The 13,983-nt window shown below is 71.2% G+C and carries 13 protein-coding genes; 11 read left to right on the top strand and 2 right to left on the bottom strand.

Annotated elements, in window-relative coordinates:
• Nucleotides 1–43: 43 nt before the first annotated feature.
• On the top strand, nt 44–1,435 hold the full coding sequence (locus AB0F17_RS59075; protein ID WP_358043934.1) for a hypothetical protein: 1,392 nt from the start codon (nt 44–46) through the stop codon (nt 1,433–1,435).
• On the opposite strand, the gene erm is transcribed toward AB0F17_RS59075, so the two are convergent.
• Nucleotides 1,424–2,245, bottom strand: coding sequence for an ErmE/ErmH/ErmO/ErmR family 23S rRNA (adenine(2058)-N(6))-methyltransferase (gene erm, locus AB0F17_RS59080; RefSeq protein ID WP_358043937.1), 822 nt, complete (start codon nt 2,243–2,245; stop codon nt 1,424–1,426). The genes AB0F17_RS59075 and erm overlap by 12 nt on opposite strands.
• Nucleotides 2,246–2,474: 229 nt before the next feature.
• Here erm and AB0F17_RS59085 point away from each other — a divergent pair, with 229 nt between their 5' ends.
• The 10 genes from AB0F17_RS59085 (at nt 2,475) to AB0F17_RS59130 (ending at nt 12,614) form a co-directional block, all read left to right on the top strand.
• Complete coding sequence (locus AB0F17_RS59085; protein ID WP_358043940.1) at nt 2,475–3,536, top strand: MoxR family ATPase; 1,062 nt, start codon at nt 2,475–2,477, stop codon at nt 3,534–3,536.
• On the top strand, nt 3,533–5,311 hold the full coding sequence (locus tag AB0F17_RS59090; protein WP_358043943.1) for a hypothetical protein: 1,779 nt from the start codon (nt 3,533–3,535) through the stop codon (nt 5,309–5,311). Before AB0F17_RS59085 ends, AB0F17_RS59090 begins: the two co-directional genes overlap by 4 nt.
• 41 nt (nt 5,312–5,352) lie before the next feature.
• Nucleotides 5,353–6,033, top strand: coding sequence for a response regulator transcription factor (locus tag AB0F17_RS59095; protein WP_358043946.1), 681 nt, complete (start codon nt 5,353–5,355; stop codon nt 6,031–6,033).
• On the top strand, nt 6,030–7,418 hold the full coding sequence (locus tag AB0F17_RS59100) for an ATP-binding protein (RefSeq protein WP_358043949.1): 1,389 nt from the start codon (nt 6,030–6,032) through the stop codon (nt 7,416–7,418). Before AB0F17_RS59095 ends, AB0F17_RS59100 begins: the two co-directional genes overlap by 4 nt.
• 44 nt (nt 7,419–7,462) lie before the next feature.
• Nucleotides 7,463–7,993: a hypothetical protein gene (locus AB0F17_RS59105; protein WP_358043952.1), complete on the top strand. Its 531-nt coding sequence runs from the start codon at nt 7,463–7,465 to the stop codon at nt 7,991–7,993.
• On the top strand, nt 7,990–9,084 hold the full coding sequence (locus AB0F17_RS59110) for a peptidoglycan-binding domain-containing protein (protein ID WP_358043954.1): 1,095 nt from the start codon (nt 7,990–7,992) through the stop codon (nt 9,082–9,084). The genes AB0F17_RS59105 and AB0F17_RS59110 overlap by 4 nt, the downstream gene beginning before the upstream one ends.
• A complete protein-coding gene (locus tag AB0F17_RS59115; protein WP_358043969.1) occupies nt 9,084–9,743 on the top strand; it encodes an ABC transporter ATP-binding protein in 660 nt (219 codons plus the stop codon). Before AB0F17_RS59110 ends, AB0F17_RS59115 begins: the two co-directional genes overlap by 1 nt.
• Nucleotides 9,740–10,942, top strand: a complete 1,203-nt coding sequence (locus AB0F17_RS59120) for an ABC transporter permease (RefSeq protein ID WP_358043957.1) — start codon at nt 9,740–9,742, stop codon at nt 10,940–10,942. The genes AB0F17_RS59115 and AB0F17_RS59120 overlap by 4 nt, the downstream gene beginning before the upstream one ends.
• A gap of 127 nt (nt 10,943–11,069) precedes the next feature.
• Nucleotides 11,070–11,918, top strand: coding sequence for a hypothetical protein (locus AB0F17_RS59125; RefSeq protein ID WP_358043960.1), 849 nt, complete (start codon nt 11,070–11,072; stop codon nt 11,916–11,918).
• A 33-nt stretch (nt 11,919–11,951) separates the two neighbouring features.
• Nucleotides 11,952–12,614 (top strand): DUF6597 domain-containing transcriptional factor, encoded by a 663-nt coding sequence (locus AB0F17_RS59130; RefSeq protein WP_358043963.1) that lies wholly within the window; start codon nt 11,952–11,954, stop codon nt 12,612–12,614.
• On the opposite strand, the gene AB0F17_RS59135 is transcribed toward AB0F17_RS59130, so the two are convergent.
• Nucleotides 12,571–13,611: an AI-2E family transporter gene (locus AB0F17_RS59135; protein WP_358043966.1), complete on the bottom strand. Its 1,041-nt coding sequence runs from the start codon at nt 13,609–13,611 to the stop codon at nt 12,571–12,573. The two genes, AB0F17_RS59130 and AB0F17_RS59135, sit on opposite strands and share 44 nt — an antisense overlap.
• Nucleotides 13,612–13,983: the final 372 nt, after the last annotated feature.

Raw genomic sequence — 13,983 nt, forward strand, 5'->3', positions numbered from 1 at the left:
CTGGTGGAAGTACTCAGATGAGTACGGCAGGCTAGAAGCCGCCATGGAATACGCAGTTCTCACGGGGACCATCCTCGTCGCAGGTGTCCTGCTCGCTCTCATCGCCCAGTGGCGTGACTGGCGGCCTCCGCTGCTCGTCGCCGTCCTCGTGGGCGTTGCCGTGCGGGTGCTCCTGATGTTCACGGCCGCCAACGACGCGTGGCAGCCCGTCGACTTCATGGAGAGCTTCCAGCCGGCCGGCCAGGCGGTGCTGAACGGCCAGGACCCGGTCCTGGCCAGCGAGGGCGGCTGGCACTTCCTGCCGACCATCCCCTACGTTTACGGCATCCTGCTGTGGCTGGGCATCCCGTGGGTCTACGCCGGGCGCCTGGTCACCGTGGTCGCCGACATCGTGCTGATCCCGCTGGTCGCCAAGCTGGCCGGCGGCCCCAAGGCGTCGCTGCGCGCCCTGCAGTACGCGCTCAACCCGCTCGCCCTGCTCGTCGCCTGCATCCATGGCCAGGTCGAGCCGGTGGCGCTGGTCTTCGGCGTGGCCGCCTTCGTGGTGGCGCGCGGTCCCGGCTCACCCGAGCGGACCGGCGTCAGGACCCGGGTGGTGGCCAAGGTGCGTCACGGCGTCGCGGCCTACGGCTGGCGGGCGTCGCTGCGCCGGATCGTGGGCCCCGGCGGCATGCTCCACCGCGCCCTGCTGCCCGGCCCGGCCGACCGCGCGGACCTGAGGCGGGGCGCGCTGGCCGGCGTGCTGATGGGTCTGGCGCTGTGCGCGAAGAGCTGGCCGATCTGGCTGATCCCCGGCATGCTGCTCCTGCTGCCCAACCTGCGGTCCAGGGTCGCCGCGCTGTTCATGACCGGCGCGCTGCCGGTGTTCTTCCTGGTCACGCTGCCGGTCTTCGCGGGCACGTCGCTCAAGCAGATCCCCGAGGTCATCAAGACCATCCAGGCCATCCGGCCGATCGTCGGCGAGTGGGGCTGGACACCGCCCTTCACCGGCGGCAACTGGGAGCTGAGGCCCGATCTGGCCACATTCGGCACCTACCTGATCTACGCCTGCGTCGTCGCCGCGGTGCTGATATGGCGGCGGGCCGACCCGATCGACATGACCATGGCCATTCTGCTGATCTTCATGGTCGTCACGCCGCGGCTGGGCGCCCAGTACCTCCTGTGGTTCATGCCGTTCCTGATCGCCAGGCCCACGAGGTTCGCCTGGCCGGCGATCATCGGCGTCTCGTTGTGGGCGGCGTACGGCTACCTGTACATGACCCAGTTCGACGACAACACCTGGTGGCTGCTGCACGCCGACTGGTCGAGAGCGTCGATCGTGCTGCTGCCGATCCTGCTCATGGCGATGCCCTGGGGCCGCCGGTCCCCGGCGCCCCAGGTGCTCGCCCCACCGGTCGGGCCGGTGGGGAAGGCCACGGTCACATCAGCGGCATAGCCGCTCCCACAACGTGATCCACTGGTCGGGATGGACGTGGCCCACCACCGCGTCGCGGGCAATGCCCGCCGCGGCGACGGCCGCGTCCACCCCCTCGTAGCGGCGTCTGAGCGAGGCGCGCAGCGAGCCGCCCACCCCGCCGAACCCCAGTTCGACCAGCTCCTGGTAGCCGCGGCCCGCCCCGGCCAGCGGCGTGGGCCGCCGCTCGATCCGCAGGATCGCCGAGTCGACCGACGGGACCGGCCGGAAGCTCTCCCTGCCCACCCGGTCGCCCAGCCGCCAGCGGAACCACGGCCACGACTCCACCGTCACCAGGCTCCAGCGGCCGTAGTCGCCCGAACGCTTGCGGGCGTACTCCCGTTGCGTGAGCAGCGTCGCCGAGGTGAGCCCCGGAGCCCGGAGGCACCAGCCGACGATCGCCGACGTGACCGAGTAGGGGATGTTGCCGACCACCGCGAACGGCTCCCGCGGCGCCCGCGCGGTCGTGAAGTCGACCCTGACCACGTCGATCCGGGGATCGTCGCGGGTCCGCGCGGCCAGCCGACCGGCCAGCCGCGGGTCGACCTCGTAACCGATCACCCGGGCTCCGGCCTCGGCCAGCGCCCAGGTCAGCACGCCCTCGCCCGAGCCGGGTTCGAGGACGAGCCCGTCGGGGGCGGCCGCCTTGACCACCAGCTCGACGGCATGCCGGTCGACCAGGAAATTCTGCGACAAGGCGCGCCTGGCCCGGTCTCTGGGCGTGCGACCGCCGCTGTTCCTGGCGTTCTTCTGAGTGTGTGAATAGTTTCCGTGCGCGAAATTCTGCGCCACAGCCGCCCTCTAGGGTCTTCGAGATGAATGGGTCTCTCGAAGGGCCCGGGGCGCGCCAGCGGACGCCTAGGTCGTAACCGCGTCAGCTAACGGGCCCGAGCCCGGTCGCTGCGCAGACGCATGAAGCAGAGGCAACACATGCGCTCGATGCTAGGGACGCCGTCGTCGACGGTGCAACCGGATAAAAAACCTGATGCGCGCCCCACCCGGTGTTCGCCACTCTGAAGACGTGCAGGCGACGGTGACGGTGACTCCGCAGCAGCTCCCCGAGTTGCTGCTGCACGTCGCCGTCGTCCGGCCGGTGTTCCTGTGGGGCGCGCCGGGCATCGGCAAGAGCTCGCTGGTGCGCGAGTTCGCCGACTCCCTCGGCCTGGAGTGCGTGACCCTGCTCGGCACCCAGCTCGCGCCCGAGGACCTCATCGGGGTGCCCGAGCTGGTCAACGGCCGCAGCCGGTTCGCGCCACCGGAGTCGATCGCCCGCGACGAGCCCTACTGCCTGTTCCTCGACGAGCTCAACGCGTCGGCGCCCGAGGTGCAGAAGGCGTTCTACTCGCTGATCCTCGACCGCAGGATCGGCGCCTACGAGCTGCCCGCCGGGTCCGTCGTGATCGGCGCGGGCAACCGGGCGACCGACAACGCGCTCGCCCGCCCGATGGCCTCCGCGCTGATCAACCGGCTGATCCACGTGCACCTGCGGGCCTCGGCCGACGACTGGCTCAAGTGGGCCGCCGCCAACGGCATCCACCCGTGGATCGTCGACTACCTGGTGCAGCGGCCCGACCACCTGTGGAGCGCGCCGCCCAAGAGCGAGGAGCCGTTCTCCTCGCCGCGCGCCTGGCACATGCTCTCCGACGTGCTGATCTCCTACGGCGACGACGTCGCCGACGAGACGCTCGCCATGCTCGCGTTCGGCACGCTCACCGCCGGCCACGCCTCCGCCTTCCGCGCCTACGTCAAGACCGTGCGGCACGCCTACGACCTCAACGCGGTGCTCAAGGGCGAGGCGCCATGGCCGCGCCGGCCCGAGGAGCGCGACCTGCTCTACTTCCTGGCCGAGGCGTTCCGCGCCCGGCTGGTCAAGGAGCTGCCCGCCGACAAGCGCGGCGCCTCCTCCCGAGGCCGGGACCTGGGCTTCCGCGCCAAGACACTGCTGGTCGAGCTGGCCGAGATCTCGCTGGAGTGCGCGCAGCTCGTCATCGCCTCCGACGCCAACGGCGCTCCCGCGCTGCCCACCTGGTTCCTCGTCGAGGTCGGCAGGGACGTGCCCAGACTGATGGCGGCCCGATCATGAGCCCCCGGAACAAGGCCAAGACCGACCCCTGGCGAGCCGAGGTGGGCAAGGGCTGGCAGCTCGTGAACCGGCACCCGCTGTTCTCCGTCTACCACTGCTGGCTCTACGCGGCCGACGAGGGCGAACTGTCGGCCGACACGTGGGCGGTGGTGACGGAGGACGGGGACATCCGCCACCACCCCCGCCGCCGCGCCGAGGCGGCCGAGTGGGCGTGGGTCTTCGCCCACCTGCTGCTCCATCTCGGCTTCGGCCACGCCGACCCGCGCACCTGCACGCCGAAGGACCTCGAAGGCGACCGTCCCGAACTCGCTTACCGCGCCGCGTGCTGCCTGGCCGTCGACCGGTTCCTGCGCACGCTGAAGATCGGCCGCTGCCCCGCGCCGCTGCCCGCCGAGCTGCCCGAGCAGGACGAGGTCACGCTGTCGGAGCGCTGGCGCAGGCTCGGCATCCCCGAGGCGTACAAACCGCTCGGCGAGGAGGACTTCCGCCTCTGCTCGGCGGAGATGGCCGAGCACTACGACTTCCCGTCCATGTTCGCGGTCGGCGTCACCGAGGCGGCCACCGCCGCCCTCGACCGGGTGGGCACGCCGCGCGCCACGGGCGACAAGCAGGTCGACGGGCCGTGGGACCTGGCACTGCGCTGGTTTGTCTCCTCCTATCCGCTGCTGGGCGCGCTCGCCGCCGGGATGAAGATCGTCGCGGAGGTGGAGCTGGCCAGGAGCTGGGGCATCTCCATCGCCGCGGTCAGCGCCGAAGCCGGCGAGATCTACGTCAACCCGCTCGCCCGGCAGTCCGTGGAGGAGTGGCGGTTCGTGCTGGCCCACGAGATGCTGCACGCCGCGCTCCGCCACGGCGAGCGGGTCGGCACGCGCGAGCCGTACATCTGGAACGTCGCCTGCGACTACGTGATCAACGGCTGGCTCGCCGAGATGGGCGTCGGCGAGATGCCGGAAGGGCTGCTGTTCGACCAGACCCTGGCCGGTATGTCGGCCGAGGCGGTCTACGACACGATCGTCACCGACCTGCGGCGGATGCGGAAGCTCGCCACGTTGCGCGGGCGCGGCCTCGGCGACGTCCTCGACCGGCCGCCGCGTCCCGCCCGCGGCTGCGTCGACCTCGACCAGTACTACCGCGGTGCGCTCTGCACGGGCCTGGCCTACCACCAGGGCAACGGCCGCGGCTTCGTGCCCGCCGGGCTGGAGCAGGAGATCCGGGCGCTCGACCAGCCGCCGCTGCCGTGGGACGCGCAGCTCGCCCGCTGGTTCGACGAGCATTTCCAGCCGGAGGAGAAGCGGCGCTCCTACGCCCGCGCCTCCCGCCGCCAGGCCGCCACCCCGGACATCCCGCGCCCCGGCCGGCTGCGGCCGGAGGAGGTGGTCAGGAGGGCCACGTTCGGCGTCGTCCTCGACACCTCGGGCTCGATGGACGTCAAGCTGCTCGGCAAGGCGCTCGGCGCCATCGCCTCCTACGCCACGGTCCGTGACGTGCCGCGGGCGCGCGTGGTGTTCTGCGATGCGATCGCGTACGACGCCGGCTACCTGCCGGTCGAGGACATCGCGAACCGGGTCAGGGTACGCGGCCGGGGCGGCACGATCCTGCAGCCGGGGGTCAGCCTGCTGGAGCGGGCCGACGACTTCCCGGCCGACGGGCCGATCCTGCTCATCACCGACGGCCAGTGCGACGTGATCCGCATCCGCCGCGAGCACGCCTTCCTCGTGCCGCAGGGCGCGTCGCTGCCGTTCCGGCCGCGTGGGCCGATCTTCTTCATGAAGTGATTTTGAGCTGGCTTTGAAGTGGCTCGGGTAAAGCTTTAACCATGGACCGACCGGCCAGGGTACTCGTCGTGGACGACGAGCCGAACATCCGTGCTCTGCTCTCGCAGACGTTGCGACTGGTCTCGTTCGAGGTCAGGACCGCCGAGTCCGGCGCCGAGGCGATACGGGCCGCCCGGGAGTTCGAGCCCGACATCGTGGTGCTCGACGTGATGATGGAGGACATCGACGGGTTCGAGGTGGCCAGGCGGCTCGGCGAGCGCGTCCCGGTGCTGTTCCTGACCGCGCGCGACACGGTCGAGGACCGCGTCCAGGGGCTCACGCTGGGCGCCGACGACTACGTGGCCAAGCCGTTCAGCCTGGAGGAGGTGGTGCTGCGCATCCGGGCCATCCTGCGGCGCAGCCGTACCGAGACCGCGCGCGAGGACGTGCTGCGCTACGCCGACGTGGAGCTCGACGTGGCCGCGCACGAGGTACGCCGCGGCGGCGTGCTCGTCGAGCTGTCGCCCACGGAGTTCAACCTGCTCGCGTACCTGCTGACGAACGCCGGCCGGGTGGTGAGCAAGGCGCAGATCCTCGACAGCGTGTGGCGCTACGACTTCGACGGCGACTCCAGCATCGTCGAGTCGTACGTCTACTACCTGCGCAAGAAGATCGACAAGTGGGAGCCGCAGCTCATCCACACCGTGCGTGGCGTCGGCTACACGCTCAGGACGCCGCGGTGAGGCCGGGCCGGTGGACGCTGCGCGCCCGGCTCGTCATGGCGATACTCGGGCTCACCACGGTCGCGCTCGTCCTGGCCAACGTGGTCGGCATCGCGCTGCTCAGCGACAACCTGCTGCGCCGCGTGGACAGCCAGCTCACCACGATGAGCGGCGCGGCTCAGAAGCTGCCGATGGTGGCCGGCCTGATCTCCCCCAACCAGACCCTGGACTGGCAGAAGGTACTGACGAAGCGGGTCGCCTCCGTGGCCAGGATCTATTTCTACTCCGCCGACGGCAGGCTGGTCAGCGCGGTGCCGAGCGGTTCGGACCCCGGGCCGGTGCTCGACGACGTCCACGTGGGCGACCCCTACACCGTGAGCGGCACCACGGGGCCGTCCTGGCGGCTGAAGGCGATCGGGACCGACGGCGGTGGCACCGTGCTGGTCGCGCAGTCGCTCGCCGAGATCGAGGCGACCCGCGCCTCGCTCAGCGCCATCGCCTTCGCCGTCAGCGCGCTCGTGCTGCTCCTGCTCGGCCTGGCCGCCGACGCCGTTGTACGGCTCGGCCTGCGCCCGCTGACCAGGATGGAGCGTACGGCCGGCCAGATCGCCATGGGCGACTTCGCCAGCCGGGTCCCCGCCCCCGACCCGCACACCGAGCCGGGCCGCCTGGGCACGGCCATGAACGTCATGCTCGACCGCGTCGAGTACGAGATCGCCGCCAGAACCGACTCCGAGGCCCGCATGCGCCGCTTCCTGGCCGACGCCTCGCACGAGCTGCGTACCCCGCTCACCTCGGTCCGCGGCTTCGCCGAGCTCTACCGCCGGGGCGGCGGCGACGAGCCGGAGCTGATGCGCCGGATCGAGGAGGAGGCCGGCCGGATGGGCGTGCTCGTCAACGACCTGCTCACCCTGGCCCAGCTCGACCAGGAACGCCCCATGGACCACCACCCCGTCGACCTGCTGGAAGTGGCGGCCGACACCATCCGCGACGCCCGCGTCCGGGTGCCCGGCAGGCAGGTCAGGCTGAGCGGCCTCGGCGGGGCGCTGGCCCCCGTCTCGGTCATGGGCGACGAGGCGAGGCTGCGCCAGGTCGCCGCCAACCTGGTCGGCAACGCGCTCGTCCACACCCCGCGGGACGCGTCGATCACCGTCAGCGTGGGCACCTCGCGCGGCATGGCGGTCTTCGAGGTGGCCGACACCGGGCCCGGCGTGCCGCGGCAGCACGTCCCGCACGTCTTCGACCGGCTGTACCGCGTCGGCCAGGGCAGATCCAGGACCGACGGCGGCGCGGGGCTGGGCCTGGCCATCGTGGCCGCCATCGTGCGGGCCCACGGCGGCAAGGTCGAACTCGACTCGGCTCCTGGGCAGGGCGCCACCTTCCGGGTGCTCCTACCGGGCTCCTAGGCGGCTCCCAGGCTCCTCTGATCGGCGCTCGGCACATTCGGAGCATGAACAGAATCCTCCTCGCGACCGCCACCGCGGCGCTGGCCCTGGCCGCCACCGCGTGCGGCGGGCAACCGAGCTCGACGGGAGTCGCCTCCGTCAAGGCCGCCTCGGCCGCGCCGACGGCCACCGCCTCGCCCACGGCCACCGTCGATCCACAGGAACAGGCCAGGAAGTTCGCCGCGTGCATGCGCGAGCACGGCGTCGACATGCCCGACCCCGACCCCGACGGCGGTGGCGGCCTCCAGGCGATGTCCGCCATCAAGGGCGACAAGGACGCGATCATGAAGGCGCTGGAGTCCTGCCGGTCCGTCGCGCCCGTCAGGGACCGCAAGGCGCTCAAGCCGGAAGAGGCGGAGCAACTGCGCCAGTTCGCCGCGTGCATGCGCAAGAACGGCGTCGACCTGCCCGACCCCGACGCCAGTGGCGCCATCGCCAAGGGCACGGCCCGCAACTTCAAGCCGGACGACCCGGCGTTCAAGAAGGCCTACGAGGCGTGCCGGGGCAAGTTCCCGCAGCTGGGGCAGGCGAAATGACGCAGGTGAAGGAGAAGGCCGACCTGGAGCTCCTGGCCATCCCGCCGCGCCGCCGCCGGCCGCTGCGCGCGGTCGCCTGGGCCGGCGGCGCCGCCCTGCTCGCCGCCGCCGTCGCGGCCGCCGCCATCGGCTTCGGCGGCAACGGCTCGGGCCCGGCCGTCGCCGGCCGCACGCCCCCGGCGACCGCCAAGGTGACCCGTACGACGCTCACCGAGACCAAGACCGTGGACGGCACACTCGGCTACGGCGACACCCTCACCGTCACCGCCAAGTCCCAGGGGACGATCACCTGGCTCCCCGCGGAAGGCTCCACCATCACCAGAGGCAAGGCCGTCTACAGCATCGACGCCGACCGCCGCCCCCTGCTCTACGGCGGCATGCCCCTCTACCGCGTCCTCGAGGACGGCGTCGAGGGCAAGGACGTCGAGTTGCTGGAGCGGAACCTGGCCAAGCTCGGCTACACCGGCTTCGACGTCGACAAGGAGTACACCTGGGCCACCCGCGAGGCCGTCGAGGACTGGCAGGAGGACCTCGGCCTGGACGTCACCGGCGAGGTCCAGCCCGCCGACGTGGTCGTGGAGAGCGGGCCGCTGCGTGTCGCCGACCTCAAGACCACACTCGGCGCCGGCGGCGCGGGACCCGTGCTCACCGCGACCGGCACCACCCGCCAGGTGCTGGTCGACCTCGACGTGGCCGACGCGCACCTGGTCAAGAAGGGCCTCAAGGCCACGGTCGAACTGCCCGACGGCTCCACCGTCAAGGGCAAGGTCGCCGGCGTGGGCAAGGTCGCCACCGAGACGGGCACCGGCGCCGACGCCACCACCACGGTCGAGGTCAAGGTGTCGGTGAGCGGTCTGAAGAAGCCGTTCGACTCCGCCCCGGTCGACGTCACGATCGTGTCGGCCCAGCGCGCGGACGTGCTGGCCGTACCCGTCGGAGCGCTGCTGGCCCTCGCGGAGGGCGGCTACGGCGTGCAGGTCGTCGAGGGCGGGACCACCCAGTACGCGGCCGTCGAGGTCGGCATGTTCGCCGACGGCAAGGTGGAGGTCGACGGCGTCCAGGAGGGCGCGACCGTGGCGGTGCCCAAGTGATCGTCCGGCTGCGCGACGTGAGCAAGGAGTACGGCGAGGTGGCCGCGCTGCGCGGCGTCTCCATGGGCATCGAGTACGGCGAACTCGTCGGCATCGTCGGCCCGTCCGGCTCCGGGAAGTCGACCATGCTCAACATGATCGGCACCCTGGACCGCCCGTCGAGCGGCACCGTGAGCATCGCCGGCCACGACGTGCTGACGCTCACCGACAAGCAGCTCTCCGCGCTGCGGGCGAACGTGATCGGCTTCGTGTTCCAGCAGTTCCACCTCGCCGCGGGCGTGCCCGCGCTGGACAACGTCGCCGACGGCCTGCTGTACGCGGGCCCCTCGCTGCGTGAGCGCCGCCTGCGCGCCTACGAGGCGCTCGACCGGGTCGGGCTCGGGCACCGGCTCGGCCACCGCCCGCACGAGCTGTCCGGCGGCGAGCGGCAGCGGGTCGCGATCGCCCGTGCCGTGGTCGGCGGACCGCGACTGCTGCTGGCCGACGAGCCGACGGGCAACCTCGACTCCCGCTCCGGCGCGGGCGTGATGGACCTGCTGCGCGAACTGCACGCGGGCGGCACCACCGTGGTCGTCATCACCCACGACCGCGACATCGCCGCCTCGCTCCCTCGGCAGGTCGAGATGCTCGACGGGCTCGTGGAGGGGGTTAGAGCATGACCGCCACCATCCTCACCTCGGCCCGGCTGCGCCCGCGCGACGTCGTCAGGGTCGGTGGCGCGGGCCTGCGGGCCAGGCCGCTGCGGGTGTTCCTGTCGGCGCTCGGCATCGCCATCGGCATCGCGGCCATGCTCGGCGTCGTCGGCATCTCGGCCTCCAGCCAGGAGGACCTGAACCGCCAGCTCGAATCACTCGGCACGAACCTGCTCACCGTCTCACCCGGCCAGGACCTCTTCGGCGCAGGCTCCCACCTGCCCGCCGAGGCGGAGGGCATGATCGAGCAGATCGCACCCGTCACCTCGGTCACCGCCACGGGCACCACGCCCGCCAAGGTCTACCGCAACGACCACATCCCGGCCGCCGAGTCGGGCAGCATCTCGGTCACCGCCGCCCGCCTGGACCTGCCGCACGACGTGGGCGCCCAGATCGTCAGCGGCACCTGGCTGAACGAGGCCACCCAGCGCTACCCGGCCACCGTGCTCGGCGCCAAGGCGGCCGACCGGCTCGGCGTCGTGCGGGCGGGCCCCGACCAGCGGGTCTGGCTGGGCGGGCAGTGGTTCACCGTCGTCGGCGTGCTCGGCGCCGCACCGCTCGCCCCCGAACTCGACATCGCGGCGCTGATCGGCTGGCCGGTCGCCGAGGAGCGGCTGGACTTCGACGGCTACCCGACCACGATCTACGCCAGGGCCGAGGAGGCGTCCGTCGTCGCGGTACGCGACGTGCTGGGCCCCACCGCCAACCCGGAGAAGCCCAACGAGGTCGAGGTCTCCAGACCGTCGGACGTGCTGGCCGCCAAGCAGGCCACCGACGCCACGCTGAACGCCCTCCTGCTCGGCCTCGGCGGCGTCGCCCTGCTCGTCGGCGGTGTCGGCGTGGCCAACACGATGGTGATCTCGGTACTCGAACGGCGGGCCGAGATCGGGCTGCGCCGCTCGCTGGGCGCCACCCGCGGGCAGATCAGGCTGCAGTTCCTGGCCGAATCGCTGCTGCTGTCGGCCATCGGGGGCGTCGGCGGAGTGGTGCTCGGCATCGGCGTCACCGCCGCGTACGCGAGTTTTCAGGGCTGGCCGGCGATCGTGCCGGTCTGGGCCATGCTCGGCGGCGTGCTCGCCACCCTGGTCATCGGCGGGATCGCCGGGTTCTACCCGGCCGTGCGGGCCGCCCGCATGTCGCCCACGGAGGCGCTGGCCACGCCCTGACGCGCTCGTACCCGCCGTCGCCGCGCATCGCCTCTTCCAGCTCGCGTACGGCGGGCGGCATCGCCCTCACTCCACGTGTCCGATTCTTGCAAGAGAACCCGGTGCCGGCGTGGGTAGCTTCGCCGGTATGGAGATGATTTCCCAGGCGGAGACATATGTGCTGCTGCACGGGCGGCTGATCGACAGGCTCAGGTTCGGCGCCCTGTTCAGGGGTGCCTCCCGTACGCGGGTGCTGGACGCGCTGCGCTGCTACCGCAACGACGACGGCGGCTTCGGCAACGCGCTCGAACCGGACCTGCGCGGAGCGGCCAGCCAGCCCGAACCGGTCGAGGTGGCGTTCTCGATCCTCGACGAGCTGGACGCCTTCGACGATCCGATGGTGGCCGCCGCCTGCGACTACCTCGTCAGTGTCACGACCAAGGACGGCGGCGTGCCGTTCGTGCTGCCGAGCGTGCGCGACACGCCGCGGGCGCCCTGGTGGGAGACCGGCGACGAGCCGCCGGGCAGCCTCGTCCCCACCGCGTCGCTCGCCGGGTTCCTGCACAAGCATGGCGTCGGCCATCCGTGGCTCGGGCCCGCCACCGACTTCTGCTGGTCGGCGATCGCCGGCATCTCCGACACCACTCCGTACGAGGCGCGGGCCGTCGTCCAGTTCCTGGACCTCGTGCCCGACCGGTCGCGGGCCGAGGCGGAGTTCGCCCGGCTGCGCGAGGCCCTGCTGGCCATGGTCGCCTTCGACCCCGGAGCGCCCGGCGAGGCGCATTTCCCCCTCGACTTCGCTCCGTCGCCGCTGCGGCTGCCGCTGTTCACACAGGACGTCCTGGACCGGCACCTCGACGCGCTCGCCGCCGCCCAGTCGGAGGACGGCGGCTGGCGCGGGAACTGGCTGATGTGGACGCCCGTGGTGGAGCACGAATGGGGCGGCTACCTCACCGTGCACCGGTTGCGGACGCTCCGGGCGTACGGGCGGCTGTGACTTCTTGTCGGTGGCCGTGCGTACCTTGGTGGCATGTACGAGGAGCGGCCTCCCGGGGACGGCTTCGACGGCCGGGTCACCTGCGTGTGGCGGCAGGCGATCGAGGCCGACAGCACGCAACTCGTGGTGCCCGACGGATGCGTGGACCTCATCTGGGGGCCTTCGGGGGCGTTCGTGGCGGGGCCGGACACCGGGCCGATGCCGGTGCGGATGCGGGCGGGTGACGTCTTCACCGGGATCCGGTTCAAGCCGGGCGGTGTGGGGGACGTGTTCGGCGTTCCCGTGCACGCCCTGCGTGATCAGCGGGTGCCGGTGACGGATCTGGGGTTCTCCGTGTCCGGTGGGCGGCCGGCGGTCATGCGGGCGGCGATCGTGGCCCGGCTCCGGGCCACCGCGCCCGCCGACGCCGCGGCGCCGGCGATCGCCGAGGCGCTCCGGGCGGGGCGGAGTGTGGGAGAGGTCGCTTGGACGCTGGGATTCAGCGAGCGGCAACTGCTGCGGCGGAGTATGGCCTCGTTCGGATACGGGCCGAAGGTCCTGCAGCGGGTCGTCCGGTTCCAGCGGGCGCTGAAACTGGCCCGTGCGGGGGTGGCGCTGGCGGAGGTGGCGGTGATCGCGGGCTACGCGGATCAGGCGCACCTGGCCAACGAGGTCAAACGGTTGAGCGGGGTGACTCTGGCGGAGCTCCGGTTATGAGAGCGGCCGCCCAGCCCGCGCCGGGGTCACTGTCGACGAGGAGCGCCCGCGTGAGCAGGCTCAGGGGGATCGCCAGCAGCGCGCCCAGCGGCCCCAGCACGAACGCCCAGACGATCAGCGACAGGAACGTCATCGTGGTCGACAGGCCCACCGCGTCCCCCAGGAACTTGGGCTGGATGAACGATTGGATCACCACGTTGATGGCGATATAGGCGGCGATGACGAGGAGCATCTGCTTGATGCCGCCGTCGAGGAGGGCCAGCATCGCGGGCGGGATCAGGCCGAGAACGAAGCCGATGTTCGGGATGTAGTTGGTGATCAGCGCGAGGACCCCCCAGAGGAGGGGCAACGGCACATCCAGGATGGACAGGGCCGTGACGTCCAGCGCCGAGCAGATGAGACCGAAGACCGTGGAGACGATCAGATAGCGCCTGGTCTTGTCGGCGAACATGGCGAGCGCCGCCACCAGGTGCGGCTTGGTGTCCTTGCCCGCCGCGATGACCCGGGCGATGCCCGGAGTGTCCAGGCACATCGCCAGCAGCAGCACCACGATGAGGAACAGGCTGGACAGCACTCCCAGCAGGCTCGACAGCAGGCTCTGCGCCAGCCCGAGCACCTTGGCGGGGTCGAAGGTCTGGATCGCCTTGTTCAGCTGGGCGTTGCTGATGCCGTGGGTGGTGGCGAAGTTCTGGGCGTCGGTGAGCAACTGCTGGAACTGCGGGGCGTACGCGGGGAGCAGCGAGGCGAGCTGGGTGACGGAGAAGGTCAGCACCGCGACCATGCCCAGCAGGACGAGCAGCACGATGAGGAAGGGCACGATGACCTGCACCCAACCGGGAGCGCCCACGAGGGCGAGCCGGTTCCGCACGGGGGCGACGGCGATGACCAGCACGAGCGCGAGCACGACGGGGCCCAGGATCGACGCGACCTCGCGCATCCCGAACAGAACGATGACCGCGCAGGCGATACCCAGCATGATGGTGAGGGCTCGGGGCACACGAGGTTCCTACCCGTGGGCAGGGGATGACACCGGCAATCCGTTGATTTGACGGTTCCGGGAGGCGTACATAGAGTTCACCAGTCCCGCGAGGACGGCGATGATCGCCGGTCTCGCTCGGGGGCCTCCTCCAGCTAGATCCATTCTGAAGGCGTTCGCTTCACTCCGAATGGCTGGTAAGTTAGAGGGGTTGTCCCGGAAACGGGGCGGTGTTTATTCCAGAAGGTCGAAGCGAGTCGGGTCAATTTGACACCGGGTCGGGCGGCTGAAAGAATAAAGACACAACGAAGACGAAAACAAAAACGAAATGAGCGCCTCTCGCAGGTTGGGGAGTACGCGTCCGTTTCTTGAGAACTCAACAGTGTGTTAAAA

The organism is Nonomuraea sp. NPDC026600 (assembly GCF_040638335.1).
GTDB lineage: Bacteria > Actinomycetota > Actinomycetes > Streptosporangiales > Streptosporangiaceae > Nonomuraea.

Coding starts and splice junctions, on each gene's coding strand:
- AB0F17_RS59125 (WP_358043960.1), top strand. CDS start 11,070: ATGGAGATGATTTCCCAGGCGGAGACATATGTGCTGCTGCACGGGCGG.
- AB0F17_RS59075 (WP_358043934.1), top strand. CDS start 44: ATGGAATACGCAGTTCTCACGGGGACCATCCTCGTCGCAGGTGTCCTG.
- AB0F17_RS59130 (WP_358043963.1), top strand. CDS start 11,952: ATGTACGAGGAGCGGCCTCCCGGGGACGGCTTCGACGGCCGGGTCACC.
- AB0F17_RS59090 (WP_358043943.1), top strand. CDS start 3,533: ATGAGCCCCCGGAACAAGGCCAAGACCGACCCCTGGCGAGCCGAGGTG.
- AB0F17_RS59110 (WP_358043954.1), top strand. CDS start 7,990: ATGACGCAGGTGAAGGAGAAGGCCGACCTGGAGCTCCTGGCCATCCCG.
- AB0F17_RS59120 (WP_358043957.1), top strand. CDS start 9,740: ATGACCGCCACCATCCTCACCTCGGCCCGGCTGCGCCCGCGCGACGTC.
- AB0F17_RS59105 (WP_358043952.1), top strand. CDS start 7,463: ATGAACAGAATCCTCCTCGCGACCGCCACCGCGGCGCTGGCCCTGGCC.
- AB0F17_RS59095 (WP_358043946.1), top strand. CDS start 5,353: ATGGACCGACCGGCCAGGGTACTCGTCGTGGACGACGAGCCGAACATC.